The organism is Holdemania filiformis (assembly GCF_003459085.1).
Classification (GTDB): domain Bacteria; phylum Bacillota_I; class Bacilli_A; order Erysipelotrichales; family Erysipelotrichaceae; genus Holdemania; species Holdemania filiformis.
Map to the genome: position 1 here is coordinate 50187 of NZ_QRUP01000022.1, position 17419 is coordinate 67605.

Consider the following 17419-nt stretch of genomic DNA (forward strand, 5'->3'; position numbering starts at 1 on the left):
TGAAACGCAATGCGCGTATTAATTGCGACCGGCGGTACCGGCGGTCATATCTATCCGGCGCTGGCGCTGGCCGACGCCATGAAGGAAAAAGATCCGCAAACGGAAATCCTGTTTGTAGGCACGGCGGAACGGATGGAATCGACGGAGATTCCCAAGGCCGGCTATGCGTTTGAAGCGATTAAGGCCAAAGGGCTGAACGGTTCCGCCCTGGCGAAGGTTCAGGCCGTCATGCAGCTGGCCCAGGCGTATTTCGCCTGCCGGAAGATTGTGCGGCAGTTTCGTCCGGATTACGCGATCGGCTTTGGCAACTATATCAGCGCGCCGGTGATTCTGGCCGCGCACTTCGCGCATGTCCCGACGATGCTTCACGAACAAAATTCCTATGCCGGCAAAGCGAACCGCTTTCTGGCGAAATATGCCGATCAGATCGTCGGCTGCTATCCTGAAAACTTAGACCAGTTTCCGCCGCAGAAAACCCGGATCCTTGGTAATCCGCGGGCCAGTGTGGCAGCCCGGGCGCAGCGCGATCCCAACGTGGTGCGGCAGCTGGGTCTGGATCCGGCCAGGCCGTTAGTCGTCGTTGTGATGGGCTCGCTGGGCTCGGAAAGCGTCAATGCCGTCATGGTCAAGGCATTGAAGCAGATGGCCGGCAAATCTTATCAGGTATTGTATGTTACCGGCCGGGCGGCTTATGAGGAAGTCCGCGCGCAGCGTCTGGAATGTGCCAACATCAAGGTAGTCCCGTATATCGACGGGGTCAAGGTCATGGTCAACGCCGATCTGGCGGTGGTGCGCGGGGGAGCGACGACGGCTGCGGAGATCACGGTTTTAGGTCTGCCGGCGATCATCATTCCCAGCCCTTACGTTCCCAACAACCATCAGGTGCTCAATGCGAAAGCGCTGCAGAGCGCGGGGGCGGCGCTCATGATCGAAGAAAAAGACTTGACAGAAGGGGAAATAACCGCAAAAATAGAGAGTGTTGTTTTTGATCCGATCCGTTTGGAAAGCATGCGGACCGCCGCGAAGCGGCTGGGCCATCCGGATGCCAGCGAACAGATATACAACTGGATCCAACAAGGATAAAAGGTGATTCTAACAATGAGAAACAGCTTGGAAAGACTGCGGTGCTATGGCGATGTGACGGAAAATGTTCCGATGTCGACGCTGACGACACTGCGCATCGGCGGCAATGCCCGCGCGGTCGTCTATCCCAAGACAATGCTGGCGCTGACGCAGGTACTGCGGCTGTTAGCCAAGCAGGGGATTCCGTATAAAATCTTCGGCAAGGGGAGCAATTTATTATGCTCCGACAACGATTACGAAGGCGTGATACTCAAGCTTGACCGCTATCACGGCGACTTTTATTTCGACGGTCAGACGGTAGTGGCGGAGGCCGGCTGTTCGATCATCGCTTTGTCGTATGAAGCGATGAAGCATTCGCTGTCCGGACTGGAATTTGCCAGCGGTATTCCCGGTACGGTCGGGGGCGCGGCGTTTATGAACGCCGGCGCGTACAAGAGCTGCATGGCCGAGGTCGTCAGCGAGGTGTTCGTGCTGCGGCAGGGACGCTGCGAATGGTTAAGTCCGGCCGAGTGCGGCTTCGGCTACCGGACTTCGATTTTCCAAAGTCATCCCGACTGGGTGATTCTGGCCGTCCGATTTCATTTGACAAAACAGGATCAGACGGAGATCCGCGATCTGATGGACCGCCGGCGTCAGCGGCGGATGGAATCGCAGCCGTTGGATAAGCCGAGCGCCGGCAGCGTGTTCCGCAATCCCAAGGATCGCCAGGCCTGGCAGATGATCGATGAGCTGGGCTACCGCGGCCGCCGTGTCGGCGGGGTTTCCGTCAGCGAGAAACACGTCAATTTCATCGTCAACGATCAACAGGGAAAGGCCCGGGATTTTATTGAACTGGTCGAGGAAATCCAGGAACAGGTGCGCCGTCAATACGGTGAGGAGCTGATTCTGGAAGTGGAGAAGTTTAACTGGTGATCCGCAAACCGGCGCCGGTCAAACCGGACGAAAACAAAAACTCGGTAGATCTGTTGATCGAACAACGGCGGCGTCAGGCCGAACAAAAAAACTTCCGACGGCAGAAACGCCGGCTGTTCAAAGCGTCGTTAGTCTGCGCGCTGATCGTGATGGGACTGGCGTATTATTCAAGCGACGCTTCGCTAATCAAAACCGTCAGCGTTAAAGGCAACGTCAGCTTAAGCCGCACCGACGTGCTGGAGCTGGCGGGAATCACAGCTCAATCGCGTTGGCTGACGGTGTTTGCACCGCAGGTGAAAAACGCCCTGCAGCAGTACCCGCTGATCGTCTCGGCTTCAGTGCGGCATGAGCGCGGCAACCAGATCGTGATTGAAATAGAAGAACGGGAGCCGGTCGGCTACCGCTACATCGAAGAACCGGAAATTTTATTCAAGGACGGAACCGTCGTCAAGATGGATGAACGGATGACCGGCCTGATCGCAAGAATTCCGCTGATCGTCGGCTTTCAAAGCGAGGAACAGAGCGCCGATCTGGCGATGGCGTTCCGCCATGTGCCCGCGGCGATGATTTCGCTGATTTCAGAGATCCAGCAATATGAGGTTTCCTACGATCCCAACATGATCCGGCTGATCATGCATGACGGCAACCAGTTTTTTTCCAGCTACTATTCGATGGACGTGCTCAGCGAGTACAACAGCATCGTTTCCAATCTCAACAAGCCGAACTCGTGTATCTACGTCGATGAAATGTCCAAGTCCGCCTACACCCAGCTATGTCCGGGTGAAGCGGATCCCAACGCGCCCGCAGAGGGAGAATCAGATGAAAATTCTGACACAAACGGCACAGAAACCGAGTAAAATTTGAAAAGTACAAATAGTTTGATATAATAAATAAAGCGAAGGAGGAATCGTTCATGTCCATAGAACGGGTAACCAGCTACGGAAATATCAACATCTCGCAGGAAGCGATCGCAACGTTGGCCGGAGGTGTCGTCAGCGAATGCTACGGCGTCGTCGGGATGGCTTCTCAGAAGTTAGTGAAGGACGGCTGGGCTGAATTATTGAAAAAAGAAAACTATTCCCGCGGGGTTGTCGTCAGAAAGACCGACAAGGGAATGGAATTGGATCTATATATCGTCATCGGCTTCGGCGTTAAGGTGTCGGAAGTCGTCAGTGAAGTACAGAAGAAAGTGAAGTATGTCCTTGAGAAAACTCTGGAGCAGGATTTTGCGGCCGTCAATGTCTATGTGCAGGGTGTCCGGGTTATTGGTTAATCGGAGGGTATCATGAATAGAATTAACGGAACGGATTTTAAAGAGATGCTGCTCAGCGGAGCGGCTCATTTGAGCAACCGCCACGACGCGATTGACGCGCTGAATGTTTTCCCAGTCCCGGACGGCGACACCGGCACGAACATGTCGATGACGTTCACCTCGGGTGTGAAGGAAGCGATGCAGGCGTGCACCGAGGATCTCAGCTTGTTGGCGAAGACCTTGTCGAAGGGGCTGTTGATGGGAGCGCGGGGAAATTCCGGCGTCATTCTGTCGCAGATTTTCAGAGGTTTTTACCAGGCCATCGAAGGCAAGAGCGAGCTGACTCCAGCGGATTTGGCGGCGGCGTTCGTCAATGGCAGCAAGGTTGCCTACAAGGCGGTTATGCGCCCGGTGGAAGGGACAATTTTAACGGTTGTCCGCGAAGCCAGCGCGGCCGGCGAGCAATACATGAAGGAACATCCGGAAGCGACGATCGACGATGTGTTTAACTGCATTCTCGATGAATCGCGGATTTCGCTGGCCAATACGCCGGAACTGCTTCCGGTATTAAAGGAAGTCGGCGTCGTTGACAGCGGCGGAACCGGGTTGGTCGTTATTTTAGAAGGCTTTAAAGCGGCGATGGATGGTCATCCGTTCGTCATGGAAGAAAAGGAAAGCACCACCGCTAAAGCGGCAATGGAGCTGGAAAATGAAGAATTCGGCTACTGCACGGAATTTATTCTGCGTTTAAGCGAGCAGGGACAGGTCACGTTTACTGAAGATAAGATGAAGAAGGCGCTGGCCCGCCTGGGTGAATCGATCGTCGTCGTTCAGGATGACGATCTGGTCAAGGTGCACGTGCATACCCTGACCCCGGGCGACGCGCTGAACTACGCGCAGCGCTACGGTGAATTCGTCAAGCTGAAAATCGAAAACATGCAGGAACAGCACAACACGATCATGAACGAATCGCTGCCGGAAAAAGCGGAAGCCCCGGTGGAAGAAAAAGATTACGCTCTGATTGCGGTTGCGGCCGGGGACGGCTTGAAGAAGCTGTTTGAGGAATACCGCGTCGACGTCGTGATTTCCGGCGGGCAGACGATGAATCCGTCGACTGAGGATTTTGTCGCGGCGATCAAGAAAGTCAAGGCGAAGCATATCTTCATCCTGCCGAATAACTCCAATATCATCCTGGCGGCGCAGCAGGCCGCGGCGGTGATGGAAGACCAGGATATCCGGGTTCTGCAGACAAAATCGATCCCGCAAGGCTTATCCGCCTGCATCATGTTCAATCCGGAAGTCTCCGCGGAAGAAAACGAAGCGGAAATGACAGCTGCGCTGCAGCATGTCAAAACGGGACAGATCACCTATGCGATCAAGGATACAACCTTCGACGGCATGGAGATCGTAGCCGGGGATTACATGGGCATCGCCGAGAAGTCGATCGTGATTTCAACGCCGAATAAAATGGATGCGTGTCTGCGGTTACTGGACAGCCTGATCGACGGGGATTCGGAGATCGTGACGGTACTTGCGGGCGAAGACGCCAGCGAGGAAGAAACATCCCAGATCGCTCGTTACATCGAAGATCAGTTCGGCGTGGAAACGGATATCCAGGCCGGCGGTCAGCCTGTCTACTCGTTTATCTTTGGCGTCGAATAAGTCGAAGGGACAACGTTGTAAATATTGCAGGTCTGAAGTTTAAACTTGTCAGATACAGAAAATCGACGGAATGCGGAAAATCTCTGCATTCCGTTTTAAAATTTTTTCATGATTCGCATTTGTTTTGAATGTTTTATTGATTTCTTTCTTCGCTTATTCCAGATACATAATATTGAGATTTTGTAAGTCTGATCAGCGGGTGGAATCGATAGATCCTTCGTCTGTGGATCAGAAAAATGAAATTGTGACGCGTCTGACTCCGGTTAGGATCCATCAGTAAGACTGTCTGTCTAAACGAAAGATGTCAGCTGGACAGGCTGCAAAATTGCCGGTACAATACGTTTAGGAGGTCCGGTTATGAAATTTACGCGAAGTCAGTTTGCCAAAACCTTTGGCGTCAGCATGGAATCGCTGCGTTATCTGGAAAAGAACGGAATTCTTCAGATCGCCCGCAATGAGGACAATCAGTACATGGAATACACGGAGGATCAGATTCCGATCGTGCTGTCGATTAAAAAGTTTCAGCAGGCCGGCATTCCGTTAGAGGAAATTCTGCCGCTTACCGGTTCGCAGGTACCGGATCATGCCGCGTTTCTTGAGCGCTGCATCGCGGGGCTGACGCGGCAGAAGGAACAGATCGAAGCATCGCTGGGGTATTTGCGGTTTATCCAGTCGGTATACCGCACGGAGATCCAATCGGCTGACCGGCTGCGGTTAAAATGGGAAGGGGAATGTTTTTACCTGCGCTTTGATCCCAAGGGAAAAAACACGCAGCTGATCCGTGAAGCGATGCAGTATCTGCCGCATGTCGACTTGATGACGATCATCGATCTGGACGAATTGGATAAGCCGCAGCCGCAGGTCCAACTGGGACTGAACCTGCCGTTGTATATCGATAGCTGCAAACCGTTGATCGAAACTGTCGCGCATTCCAATCAGCTTCATAAAACTGTTGACGGCACTTATCTCTACAAAGTGATTTTCAAAGAGAATATTCTGCGGATTACCCGTGCGGATATCGAGGACATGCTCGATTATGCCGCACAGCATCAGTTTGTGCTCCAACAGGAAATCTTCGGCTTCGTCATGGGGCCGGAAATCAAAGACGGCCGGAAAGGTTTTTATATCCGCTTATATTGTCTGATGGAGAAGGATGAAACAGACCTGGCAGGACTGCCGCAGTCTGGATAAGCTGGCATTAAAAAACGGGTCTGATCCATTTGACCGTGATTTCGACGAAGAACATCCAAGGAAAACCGCAGCGTGAAATAAACTTTTGATCGTTGAAGGACCTTTAAAAATGGTCAACAGCACACATAAAGTTTGGGCCAGCCCCAGACTTTTTTGATATTTTCACCTGATTATGCTTATCAATTCACAAATAAGAGCGCAGAAATTCACAAATTATCCTCTTGACCTTGGTGCTGCCCCAGAATTTATGATAAGGCTATCAGAAAAGAGGGAAAAGAATGAAACAAAAACAAATTTCACGCCGGGCCTTTTTAAAGGGCACGGCAGCCGGCGCGCTGGGGATGGCGGCCGCGGGGCTGTTCGGCGGCTGCGCTAAGGACAATTCCGAGACCGCTGTACCGGAGCCGACGGACGCTCCGCAGAATATCGCAATTGACTGGCTGGGCAGTGCTCCGGTTATCGACGACTCCCAGGTCGTCGCGACATATGATTGCGACGTTGTGGTCATCGGCGCCGGAACTGCCGGCTTGTTTGCAGCCTGCGCGGCTGCGGAGGAAGGCGCTAATACGATCTTGGTCGAGAAATTCGGCGAGGAATACGGCGGATCCGGAATTCGCGATACGCTGGCGGCGGTGAATTCCCGTCAACAGATTGAAAACAACGACAATCCGGATCCATTCGACGTGATGACGGAAATGTATCGACAGTCCAACGGTTACGGCGATCAGCGCCTGTTTAAGGTTTGGGCTGAGCATTCCGGCGAAGCGATCGACTGGTATGGCGATTTGTTGGAAAAAAACGGCCTGCGGCTGCGTCATGAAGTCGACGATCACAGCAAAGCAGTCCGCTATCCGATTTACGATGTCGGCCATTCGCTGCAGATGAGCGATACCCAGGGCGCGGAAGGCGTGACTGCCAAGATCTTAAAGGATTACGGTCAGAGTCTGGGACTGACGATTCATTACAATACGGCACTGACCTCGCTGATCAAAGACGGCGAACAGGTCATCGGCCTGTACGCGGCGGTGGAAGGCGGCTATGCCCGCTACAACGCGGCCAAGGGAGTGATCGTCTGCACCGGAGGCTACAGCCTGAACAAAGACATGCTTCAGGCACTGCAGCCGGAAACTGTAAAGATGACCAATATCAACTATTCCTATCCGGGCAGTACGGGCGACGGGATCAAAGCGTGCCTGTGGGCCGGAGCGGCAATGGATGAAACCCATGCCGGCATGTTGTTCGACCGCGGCGCCGTCAAACCGGACCAGACCGGCTGCGATGAACAGGGCGTGCTGTTCTGGATGGGTTCTCAGCCGTTTCTGAAGGTCGATCTCAACGGTCAGCGTTTTACCAATGAAAGCGGCTGTTACGATCATATCCTGCACGACGCTTACAATCTGCCGGGGATGACCTACGCGATGATCTGGGACGCTAATTATATTCAGGACATGGAGCGCTTCGACACCCATGGCTGCAGCCGGATGTTTCCGCACGCTAACGGCGCGGAGTCGGTGTGGCCGCTGGAATTCAACGAAGCGGTATTTATGAGTCAGTACCGCGAACAAGGAATCGTCGTTTCCGCGGATACGATCGAGGAACTGGCGGATAAGCTGGGACTGCCGCGGGAAGCACTGAAGGCAACGGTGGAACGGTACAACGAATTAGCGGATAAACAGCAGGATGAGGATTTCGGAAAGGAACCGTTCCGGTTGTCTGCGCTGCGTCAGGCTCCGTTTGAAGGCGTACGCATGAGCGGCGGCTACTTTATCTGCACGCTGGATGGAATTAAGATCGATACCCACATGAACGCACTGACGCCGCAGGGAACTCCAATCGAAGGATTGTACGTTGCCGGGGATTGTTCCGGCGGTTACTTTGACGGCAGTTATCCAAATCTGTTGGCGGGCTGCGCGGCTGGCCGGTCTGTGACTTTCGGTCGGCTGGCAGGCAAGCTGGCGGCTCACCGCGAAAAGTAAGAATATGAAACGAGTCTCTGAAATTAACAAAAGAAGTCCTTTCAATTGAGTTTTGAAAGGACAAAGGATTGAACTTGTCAAAAACCGGAATTGCCTCACTCTGTTCTTTAGAGACGAAAGTGGCGAAACCGGTTTTTGTTTTCCAGGAAAGTTCGGTCCATGCTGACAGGAAAAAATAGATCTGAAAAGATTTGAAAATGAACAATAATGTCAAAACTTACGAAAGAAAAAACGACAGATTAAGTTATTAAAGCAGGGTGCTTTTAATAGATAAGATACGTCAAAAATGTTAACAAAACAAACCATATTTGCGGCTGCGGGAATAGCTTGCTTATTGATTTTAACATTAAAAGGGATATAATTTATTTAAGGAATAAGAGATTCTGAAAATTCGATAGAAGGTGAATCAATTTATGAAGAAAAAGAGTGTTTTAGGAGATGTTATCAAATTTGTGCTTATCTTTTTTATATTGACAATCGTATGGTTATTTGTTTTCGCCGCGATCAATAATGATCCATCAAGCGTCGATTACGAACCTTTTCCGGGCGCTAGCTTTGTATTTGCATTTATCACGACATTGATTTGGGTTTCGCTTTCCAATTATAATTATTTACAACAAAGCAAACAATCCGTCGATGCTGCATACCATAATATTAAAGCTCAAATTGATAAACGAGATGCTTTGCTTGAAAAAGCAAACGGCATTGTAAGCGGTTATATGCGGCATGAGGAGGCCGTTTATTCTTCAAGAAAAGAATTGGATTATACAAACATAGCGATATTAGTAGAAAGTTATCCGGAATTAAAAGCGAACCAATCTGTTATGGAATTATTAAAACAAATTGATGCATGCGAAAACGAAGTTGCTTTAAGAAAAGAAACTTACAATAATTTAGTAAATCAGTTTAACAGCACAATTCATAGCTTTCCCGTGAATCTAGTTTCGAATATGTTTAGATTTAACGATGCATTGTATTATGATAAACGAAAAGAATTAGAAAAATAAAGGAAAGAATTGAAGGCATTTTTCTGATCTGCGATATAAAAATATTACCAATTCGACAGAAAGCTTTGTTGATCTTATAAAGAAGGTATATATTTTTAGATAAAAGGTTTGCGATCGGCTCTTTTTTCAGGTTACAAAATGCTCGTTGAAAAAATCAGAGTATAACGTGAAAAAATTCTTTAATAAGGTAGACATAGTAATAAATCCATTCTAAAGTGTTGTTTTTTGTCAAATTACATTTAAGGGTTTATTACTTTTTTTGTAAATCCTTTTCCGCAATCCTTTTCCACTATCAATTTTCAAGTTCGCTTGGCGCTGACTTGAAAAATAAGGTATAATAAAGCTATTCTTGTTTGAAAGGAGGAAGAATCAATGGCGCTGACGTTAAAACAGTTGAAAATGACCCCGAAGCGGACCGAGCTGTTAGAGAAAATGGGGCTGACGGACAGCGACGCGATTCTGATGTGCGTGCCGCTGCGCTATCAAAGCCGCGAGGTGATTCCTTATGATCAATGGCAGGTGAAAAGCGAGGTTATTCTGGAAGGCCAGATTGTGCGGCCGGCGCGGACGATGCGGGTTCGCGGCGGCAAGACGATGACGAAGTTCCAGTTGGAAAATGACGACGATTGCTTTGAGATCACGATATTCAACCGCCCCTGGGCCAGTAATCTGACGGTGGGCCAGCGCGTGACGGTGATCGGCTATTACCAGGGCGGAAACAAGATTACAGCCACGACGTACAACTCGCAGCCGCTGCAGGAACAACTGGGCGTTACGCCAGTCTATCCTTTAAAGGAAGGCATGACGCAGAAGATGATGCAGGAAATTATCAAAAAAACCTTCATCACCGCTCAATCACATATTGAAGAGCTCGTACCGCCTTCGCTGCAGACACAATACCGCCTGCTGCCGAAAAAGACGGCGCTGCGCTGCCTGCATTTTCCACGCTCCATGGATGAGGTCTACCAGGCGACGCGGACGCTGAAATACGAGGAGTTTCTTAAATTTCATCTTGTGCTGGAGATGATTCACCGGCAACAGACCGAAACCGTGACGAAGAAAGCCAAGCAATTCGACGCTGAACAGGTGTACGCGCTGGCGAATCATCTCTCGTTCGCGATGACCCCGGATCAGTTCAAAGCGGTGCGGGATATTCTGGCCGACATGGGCAGCGATAAAATCATGTATCGGTTAATCCAGGGCGACGTCGGCTGCGGCAAAACCCTGGTCGCTTCGCTGGCTTTGTATGCCTGTGTGCTCAGCGGTCACCAGGGCGCGATCATGGCCCCAACGGAAATCCTTGCCCGTCAGCATGCCGTTTCCTTAAAGAAGCTTTTCGCCGGTCTGCCGATCAAGATCGACGTGCTTTGTTCGTCGCTGCCTTCGGCAAAGAAGAAAGAAGTGCTGCAGGCGATGAAGGACGGAACCTTGAATCTGGTCGCCGGCACGCACGCGCTTTTTCAAAAGGAAGTGGAGTTTGCCAAACTGGGGCTGGTCGTCGCTGACGAGCAGCACCGCTTCGGCGTGGAACAACGCCGCGCGTTAAAGGAAAAGGGCGAGAAGGTCGACTTTCTGTTGATGAGTGCGACGCCGATCCCACGGACGCTGGCCGCGACGCTCTACGGCGACATGGATATCTCGACGATCATGACGATGCCGCCGGGCCGCAAACCGATCCAGACTCGGTTAGTGGAGGAAAACAGCCTGCGTACGATCATGCCGCAGCTGTTGGACCAGTTGGAGCAGGGTGGTCAGATTTACATCGTCTGCAGCGCGATCGAGGAAAATGAAAACTTCGACGGCCGCAACGTGCTTGATATTTTTGAAAGCTTAAGCGAAGCCTTTTCAGGCAAGGCCAAGCTGGGTCTGATGCATGGGCGCATGAGCAGCGAGGAAAAGGAACGGGCGATGCACGATTTTGAGGCCAATACGACGCAGATTTTAGTGTCGACGACGGTCATTGAGGTCGGCGTCAACGTCGTCAACGCCTGCTGCATGGTGATTTACGACGCGCATCGCTTTGGTCTGTCGCAGCTTCATCAGCTGCGCGGACGGGTGGGCCGCGGCCGCCGGCAGGGCTATTGTTTTTTACTGACCGCAAGCAAGGATCCGGAAAGTCTGGCCCGCTTGAAAATCATGGAACAGACGACGGACGGTTTCGAGATCGCGATGAAAGATCTGGAACAACGCGGACCAGGCGAGCTGCTGGGTACCCGTCAAAGCGGGGTGCCGGGCCTGATTTTAGGCGATCTGGTCGCCGATACCAAGATCATTCAGACTGCCCGTCAGGATGCGGTGCGAATTCTGAACGATCCGGACAACGTGGAGTTTCAGCCGTTGTTAACTAAAATCCGGAAAGAAAATGAATCCGCTATTTCTTATATGGATTAATCACGATATAATAAAATAAGAGAATCAGAAAGGAAGAAAAAAATGAAAATATGCGAATGGCTTGAAGCACGAGGAATTCATTGCAAAGACAGCCGGTTGATCGAGCAGGCTTTTGTGCATTCCTCGTATGTCAATGAACATAAGCAGCTGAAACATGATAACGAGCGCCTGGAATTCATGGGCGACGCGGTACTGCAGCTGTGGGTTTCGGATAAATTGTTCCGTCTGGATCCGCCGCTGGACGAAGGACACATGACGACCTTCCGCGCGCAGCTGGTGTGCGAGGAGGCGTTAGCGATCTATGCCCGGCAGCTGCAGCTGAATTCCTTCTTGAAGCTGGGCGTGGGCGAGGAAAAAACCGGCGGCCGCGAGCGGGATTCGATCATTGCCGATATGTTTGAAGCGATGCTGGGCGCGCTGTATGAGGACAGCGGGATGGAGCCGATCGACAACATTCTGACAGAAGTGATCATGCCGCATTTAAGTCATCCGGAAGAGCCGATCATCGTCGATTATAAGACGAAGCTGCAGGAATACGTTCAGTCCGATTCCCGCAAGACCGTGACCTATGAGGTCATCAACACGACGGGACCTTCCAATAAACCGGAATTTGAAGTTCAGGTCAAGCTGGAAGGCATCATCTTGGGTACCGGCAAGGGCAATTCCAAGAAGAAAGCGGAACAAAAAGCCGCTCAGAACGCGTTTGAAAAGATGGTGCTGTGAAGATGAACAAGGGAAACTTCGGAACGCTGCAGGACGGCCGGTCCGCGCAGTGGTTAGAAATTGAAAATGATAAGCTGCGGGTGCGCGTCAGCGATTACGGCGCCACGCTGGTTTCACTGTGGGTCAAGGACGCACAGCTTGACGCGGTGCTGGGCTTCGATCAGGTCGACGGCTATCAGCAGTCCGTCAAATACATGGGGGCGATGATCGGGCGTGTCGCCAACCGCATTAAGGACGGTCAGTTCACGCTCGATGGACAGGTTTATACGCTTTACCGCAACGATAAAGGCAATACGCTGCACGGTGGTCAGGAAGGGTTTGACGCGAAGTTGTGGACGGTAAGAGAACATACTTCCCAGACGGTTACGCTGGAGCTGGTATCGCCGGCGGGCGACGAAGGCTTTCCCGGCGAACTGACGGTCACGGTGACCTATGCTCTGGCAGGCAGCCGGCTGTCGATCACAACCCGGACGCGCACGACCGCCGCGACGCCGGTATCGCTGACCAATCACGCGTATTTCTCGCTGAACGGACAGCATCCATCGTTAGACGGGCATTGGATCCAGGTGGATGCCGATGAAATCGGTCTGCTCGATCCTAACGGCTGCACAAGGCCGGAAACGCTCGAGGTTGAAGGCACCGTCTTTGATCTGCGCCAGCCGAAGCGGCTGACCGAAATCTTAAATCAGCATCACAGCCAGCTGGAAATTGCCGGCGGGCTGGATCATAACTATGTGCTCAACGGCGTCGGCTTCCGACCGGTCGCCAGCTTGGTCAAAGGCGGGCTGACGATGCGGGTGCTGAGCGATATGCCGGATATGCACGTCTACACCGCCAATTTCTTAAACAGCGAGGTTGGCCGCAACGGGACGCGGTATACGCCGCATTGCGCGGTCTGCTTTGAAACGCAGTATTATCCCAACAGCGTGAATGATCCGTCGAAGATCTCCTGCATTCTCAATCCGGGAATCACGGCGGAGCATTGCACGGCGTTTGAATTTGATCAGGAGGATCAGGCATGAACAAGTCAGAGCTTAAAGCAGCGTTGGAACAACAGCGGCCGCGGATTACCAGCCTGTATGGTCAGGAACAGGAGGAGCGTCAGATCGCGCGCTACGGCCAGTTGATTGACGATTACGAAAGAGCGTTTGGGAACACGGACTGCGCTTTGTTTTCTGCCCCGGGACGGACGGAGGTCGGCGGCAACCATACCGATCATCAGCACGGACGGGTTTTGGCGGCCAGTGTAAACATGGACGCCGCGGCGGCGGCCGGTCAGCGGGAAGGTGAGGTCGTCTTTTACTCGGAGGGCTTTGAGATTAAGCCGGTGTCATTAGCGGATCTGTTTGTCCATCCGGAAGAAAAAAATACGTCAGAAGCACTGATCCGCGGCGTGCTGGCCGGATTTGTCCAGCGCGGCTACAAGATCGGCGGATTTCAGGCCGTTTCCAACAGCACGGTGCTGAAAGGTTCGGGGATTTCTTCCTCCGCTGCTTTTGAAGTGCTGGTCGGCACGATTTTGTCGCATTTGTATAATGACGGACAGGTTTCCGCGCAGGAGATCGCCAAGATCGGTCAATATGCCGAGAACGTGTATTTCGGCAAGCCGAGCGGACTACTCGATCAGATGGCTTGTTCCGTCGGCAACTTTGTTACCATTGATTTCAAGGATCCGCAGAATGTGCTGGTGGAACAGGTTGATTTTGATTTTAATCACAGTCAGATCGCGCTGTGCCTGGTCGATACGCGCCAGGATCACGCCGACCTGTCGGACGAATATGGTCTGATGCCTGCGGAAATGCGTCAGGTCGCGGCCTATTTTGGCGCCGAGGTGCTGCGCCAGGTGGATCCGGCTGAATTCTACCGCCGGCTGCGCGAGGTGCGCGCTCAGGTTCAGAACGACCGTGCGATCCTGCGGGCGATTCATTTTTTCGAGGAAGACGCGCGGGTGCCGCTGCAGGTGCAGGCGCTGAAGGACCATGATCTGAAGCGTTTCTTTGAACTGGTGATCGAATCCGGTCATTCCAGTTTCATGTATCTTCAAAATGTAACCAGTCCGAGCAATATCCGGCATCAATCGCTGGCCCTGGCGCTGGCCTTGTCGGAAAACGTGCTGAAGGGGTATGGCGCGTGGCGCGTCCACGGCGGCGGTCTGGCGGGAACGATTCAGGCGTTTGTGCCGTTAGCGTTGCTGGAAACCTATCAGAAGGTTATGGACGACTGCTTCGGCGCAGGCAGCTGTCATGTTTTATCAATCCGTCCGGAAGGCGGAGTCCGGCTGATCTAAAAGAACCTTTATGGTTCTTTTTCTGTTTTGTCAAGCAGAAAAATGGGAATTCAGACACTTTCCTGAAAATGGAGATTGTGAAGAAGTAATTTAATTTAACTTGTTGAATTCAAGGTTTATTCGCTATATACTTAAATTATGAAAGGGATTGCAGAAAGGATGAGAGAACATGGTTGAAATTTTAGAAGCTCGTGTCCTGAACCCGCAGATTACGCTGCTGAAGTTAAAAGCAGAGCGGATCGCAAAGAAGGTTCAGCCAGGACAGTTTGTGATTCTTCATCAGGATGAAAAAGCAGAAAGGATCCCGTTAACGATCGCGGATTCTGATCCGCAGGAGGGCACGATCACGGTGATCGTACAAGCCGCGGGCGAATCGACGAAGCGGCTGTGCGCCTTAAAGACCGGGGATTCGATCCGCGATGTTGTCGGGCCGTTAGGACAGGCGACAGATTTTGAAGGGGCGCAGAATATCTGCGTGATCGGCGGCGGCGTCGGATGCGCGATCGCGTATCCAAGCGCGAAGGCCTGCCACCAACGGGGCGCACATGTCGAGTTGATCGCCGGCTTCAAAAATGAATCGCTGGTTATTTTAAAAGAGGAAATGGCAGCGATCGCGGACGAGTTTACGTTGATCAGCGACGATGGCAGCACCGGAAAGCAGGGCTTTGTCACCGATGCGCTGAAAGAAAAGCTGGAACAGGGAAAGAAATATGATTTAGTCATCGCCATCGGACCGATCATCATGATGAAGATGGTCTGCAAGGTGACGGAAGCGGCTGGAATTAAGACGCTGGTCAGCTTGAATCCAATCATGATCGACGGCACCGGCATGTGTGGCGGATGCCGCGTCACCGTCGGCGGCAAGGTGAAGTTCGCCTGTGTGGACGGTCCGGATTTCGACGGCCACCAGGTCGATTTCGACGAGTTAATGCAGCGCAACCGCACGTATATGGAAGATCACCGCTGTCATCTTGAGGAGGCGAAATAACATGCCGAATATGCAGAATGAAAAAACGCCGATGCCTTTGCAGGAAGGGTTGGTGCGGATTACAAACTTTGAAGAAGTTGCATTAGGTTATACCGAGGAACAGATGATTAACGAGGCAGATCGCTGCCTGCACTGCGTCAATCATCCTTGTACAGCAGGCTGTCCGGTTTCTGTCATGATTCCGGACTTCATCAAAGCGCTGAAGCAGGGCAGGATCGACGAAGCTTACGGCATCATTACCAAGACCAACAGCTTCCCGACAATCTGCGGCCGCGTCTGTCCGCAGGAAAACCAGTGTGAAAAGAACTGTGTCCGCGCGATCCGCGGGGAAGCGGTGGCGATTGGCCGGCTGGAGCGGTATGTCGCCGACCATCACACACCAGTGCTGCAGGAAAAGCCGCAGCCGAATGGAGTCAAGGTGGCGGTTGTCGGTTCTGGTCCGGCGGGGCTGGCCTGCGCGGCGGATTTAGCGAAGGAAGGCTTCGCGGTGACGATTTATGAAGCTTTGCATGAGGCGGGCGGCGTCTTGCGCTATGGCATTCCGGAATTCCGTCTGCCGAAGCGGATCGTCGACGAACAGCTCGATCAGTTGAAACACCTGGGCGTTGTGATTGAAACCAACGTCATTGTCGGCAAGACCTTGACGATGCAGGAATTGGAAGACGAGGGCTTCCAGGCGGTCTTTATCGGCAGCGGCGCCGGTCTGCCGAAGTTCATGGGCATTCCGGGGGAAACCGCGGCCGGCGTCTTCAGCGCTAATGAAGTGCTGACGCGAGTCAATTTGATGAAAGCCTACCGCGAGGATCATCTGACGCCGTATTATCAAAGCAATCACACGATCGTCGTAGGCGGCGGCAACGTCGCAATGGATGCCGCGCGCTGCGCCCGCCGGCTGGGCAAAAAAGTGACGGTCGTTTACCGCCGGTCCTTGGCGGAAATGCCGGCGCGTAAGGAAGAAGTCGAGCATGCGATGGACGAGGACATCACGTTTATGACGCTGCACAATCCGGTTGAAATCTACAAGGATGAGAAAGGCTTCGTCAAAGGCGTGAAGCTGGAGAAGATGGAGCTGGGCGAACCGGATGAGCGCGGCCGGCGTTCCCCGGTACCAACCGGAGAAATGATCGATTTGGTCTGCGACTGCGTGATCATGGCTTTAGGCACATCCAGCAATCCGCTGCTTGTCCGCAGCGAACCTCGTTTACAGACCAATGCCCGCGGGTGTCTGGTCGTGAACGAAGAACAGGAAACAACCATGAAGAACGTCTACGCCGGCGGCGATGCGGTCAGCGGCGCGGCAACGGTCATCCTGGCGTTAGGTGCGGGGAAGAAAGCGGCCGCCTCGATCATCAAGGCGCTGACGCCGAATAAAGCGTAATACAAAAGTCTTGGAGAGCTGCGCAGGTTGAGAGAAGCGCAGCTTTTCTCATTTTTTAAAACAAGCAAGGAGGAAACAAAATGCTTCCTTATCGAACAGTGCTTTTTGATTTTGATTATACGCTGGGCGATTCCAGCCGTGGAATTGTGACGAGCGTCAACGCTGCGCTGACGGCTCTGGACTATCCCGTACCGGAACCGAATCCGCAGGGAATTCACCTGGCGAGGCAGCGGTTGGAAAGTACACCCGAAACAACGCTGTATGTGGGTGACAGCGTCGTCGATGCGCTGGCGGCCCGCCAGGCTGGGTTTGCATTTGCGGCTGTGCTGACCGGCACGACGCCGGCGGAGGCTTTGCAAGCTTATCAGCTCTGCACACTGCTGCGGGGAAGTTCAGAAATCGTGACGATGATCGAAAGTGTCTGACTGGCAAAGAATCGTGAATAGTCTTGACGATAATTTTCGCGAATGAGAGAGAAACAACCTCATGGATCACAAGAAAAATGATGCAAGCATTATTCTAAAAGGCAAAGCCTTTCAGAACCCCTCGTCAGTTTCTTGCCTGGAGGG

Annotated in this window: 15 protein-coding genes; all 15 read left to right on the forward strand. The window is 52.3% G+C overall.

All coding sequences use genetic code 11. The annotated features are described in order from the left end of the window. Positions 1-9: 9 nt before the first annotated feature. The 15 genes from murG to DWY25_RS14625 all read left to right on the forward strand — a co-directional run bounded on the left by murG (position 10) and on the right by DWY25_RS14625 (position 17275). Positions 10-1083 (forward strand): undecaprenyldiphospho-muramoylpentapeptide beta-N-acetylglucosaminyltransferase, encoded by a 1074-nt coding sequence (murG, locus tag DWY25_RS14555; RefSeq protein ID WP_117895845.1) that lies wholly within the window; start codon positions 10-12, stop codon positions 1081-1083. A gap of 15 nt (positions 1084-1098) precedes the next feature. Then, a complete protein-coding gene (gene murB / locus DWY25_RS14560) occupies positions 1099-1995 on the forward strand; it encodes a UDP-N-acetylmuramate dehydrogenase (protein ID WP_006060556.1) in 897 nt (298 codons plus the stop codon). Then, on the forward strand, positions 1992-2852 hold the full coding sequence (locus DWY25_RS14565) for a cell division protein FtsQ/DivIB (RefSeq protein WP_117895846.1): 861 nt from the start codon (positions 1992-1994) through the stop codon (positions 2850-2852). Before murB ends, DWY25_RS14565 begins: the two co-directional genes overlap by 4 nt. Before the next feature lie 56 nt (positions 2853-2908). After that, entirely contained in the window at positions 2909-3268 is a 360-nt protein-coding gene (locus DWY25_RS14570) for an Asp23/Gls24 family envelope stress response protein (protein ID WP_006060558.1), read from the forward strand. Positions 3269-3280: 12 nt separating this feature from the next. Further along, positions 3281-4909, forward strand: coding sequence for a DAK2 domain-containing protein (locus DWY25_RS14575; protein WP_117895847.1), 1629 nt, complete (start codon positions 3281-3283; stop codon positions 4907-4909). Positions 4910-5266: 357 nt separating this feature from the next. Next, complete coding sequence (locus tag DWY25_RS14580; RefSeq protein WP_117895848.1) at positions 5267-6100, forward strand: MerR family transcriptional regulator; 834 nt, start codon at positions 5267-5269, stop codon at positions 6098-6100. A gap of 278 nt (positions 6101-6378) precedes the next feature. Further along, positions 6379-8076, forward strand: coding sequence for an FAD-dependent oxidoreductase (locus tag DWY25_RS14585; RefSeq protein WP_117895849.1), 1698 nt, complete (start codon positions 6379-6381; stop codon positions 8074-8076). A gap of 413 nt (positions 8077-8489) precedes the next feature. Then, complete coding sequence (locus tag DWY25_RS14590; RefSeq protein WP_117895850.1) at positions 8490-9083, forward strand: LemA family protein; 594 nt, start codon at positions 8490-8492, stop codon at positions 9081-9083. 372 nt (positions 9084-9455) lie between these two features. After that, positions 9456-11474 carry an ATP-dependent DNA helicase RecG gene (recG, locus tag DWY25_RS14595; protein ID WP_117895851.1) on the forward strand — a complete coding sequence of 673 codons (2019 nt, stop codon included), beginning with the start codon at positions 9456-9458 and terminating at the stop codon, positions 11472-11474. 42 nt (positions 11475-11516) lie between these two features. Beyond that, positions 11517-12197 carry a ribonuclease III gene (rnc, locus tag DWY25_RS14600; RefSeq protein WP_117895852.1) on the forward strand — a complete coding sequence of 227 codons (681 nt, stop codon included), beginning with the start codon at positions 11517-11519 and terminating at the stop codon, positions 12195-12197. Between the two features lie 2 nt (positions 12198-12199). Beyond that, positions 12200-13219 carry an aldose epimerase family protein gene (locus DWY25_RS14605; protein ID WP_117895853.1) on the forward strand — a complete coding sequence of 340 codons (1020 nt, stop codon included), beginning with the start codon at positions 12200-12202 and terminating at the stop codon, positions 13217-13219. Next, positions 13216-14484, forward strand: coding sequence for a galactokinase (locus DWY25_RS14610; RefSeq protein ID WP_117895854.1), 1269 nt, complete (start codon positions 13216-13218; stop codon positions 14482-14484). Before DWY25_RS14605 ends, DWY25_RS14610 begins: the two co-directional genes overlap by 4 nt. 169 nt (positions 14485-14653) lie before the next feature. After that, positions 14654-15472 (forward strand): sulfide/dihydroorotate dehydrogenase-like FAD/NAD-binding protein, encoded by an 819-nt coding sequence (locus tag DWY25_RS14615; RefSeq protein WP_117895855.1) that lies wholly within the window; start codon positions 14654-14656, stop codon positions 15470-15472. Between the two features lies 1 nt (position 15473). Then, on the forward strand, positions 15474-16850 hold the full coding sequence (gene gltA / locus DWY25_RS14620) for an NADPH-dependent glutamate synthase (protein ID WP_117895856.1): 1377 nt from the start codon (positions 15474-15476) through the stop codon (positions 16848-16850). 80 nt (positions 16851-16930) lie between these two features. Beyond that, positions 16931-17275, forward strand: a complete 345-nt coding sequence (locus tag DWY25_RS14625) for an HAD family hydrolase (protein WP_117895857.1) — start codon at positions 16931-16933, stop codon at positions 17273-17275. The last annotated feature ends 144 nt before the right edge of the window (positions 17276-17419 follow it).

Bases quoted from the DNA above. Each gene is read 5' to 3' on its own strand.
- murG (WP_117895845.1), top strand. From the start codon at position 10: ATGCGCGTATTAATTGCGACCGGCGGTACCGGCGGTCATATCTATCCG.
- murB (WP_006060556.1), top strand. From the start codon at position 1,099: ATGAGAAACAGCTTGGAAAGACTGCGGTGCTATGGCGATGTGACGGAA.
- DWY25_RS14570 (WP_006060558.1), top strand. From the start codon at position 2,909: ATGTCCATAGAACGGGTAACCAGCTACGGAAATATCAACATCTCGCAG.
- DWY25_RS14575 (WP_117895847.1), top strand. From the start codon at position 3,281: ATGAATAGAATTAACGGAACGGATTTTAAAGAGATGCTGCTCAGCGGA.
- DWY25_RS14580 (WP_117895848.1), top strand. From the start codon at position 5,267: ATGAAATTTACGCGAAGTCAGTTTGCCAAAACCTTTGGCGTCAGCATG.
- DWY25_RS14585 (WP_117895849.1), top strand. From the start codon at position 6,379: ATGAAACAAAAACAAATTTCACGCCGGGCCTTTTTAAAGGGCACGGCA.
- DWY25_RS14590 (WP_117895850.1), top strand. From the start codon at position 8,490: ATGAAGAAAAAGAGTGTTTTAGGAGATGTTATCAAATTTGTGCTTATC.
- recG (WP_117895851.1), top strand. From the start codon at position 9,456: ATGGCGCTGACGTTAAAACAGTTGAAAATGACCCCGAAGCGGACCGAG.
- rnc (WP_117895852.1), top strand. From the start codon at position 11,517: ATGAAAATATGCGAATGGCTTGAAGCACGAGGAATTCATTGCAAAGAC.
- DWY25_RS14605 (WP_117895853.1), top strand. From the start codon at position 12,200: ATGAACAAGGGAAACTTCGGAACGCTGCAGGACGGCCGGTCCGCGCAG.
- DWY25_RS14610 (WP_117895854.1), top strand. From the start codon at position 13,216: ATGAACAAGTCAGAGCTTAAAGCAGCGTTGGAACAACAGCGGCCGCGG.
- DWY25_RS14615 (WP_117895855.1), top strand. From the start codon at position 14,654: ATGGTTGAAATTTTAGAAGCTCGTGTCCTGAACCCGCAGATTACGCTG.
- gltA (WP_117895856.1), top strand. From the start codon at position 15,474: ATGCCGAATATGCAGAATGAAAAAACGCCGATGCCTTTGCAGGAAGGG.
- DWY25_RS14625 (WP_117895857.1), top strand. From the start codon at position 16,931: ATGCTTCCTTATCGAACAGTGCTTTTTGATTTTGATTATACGCTGGGC.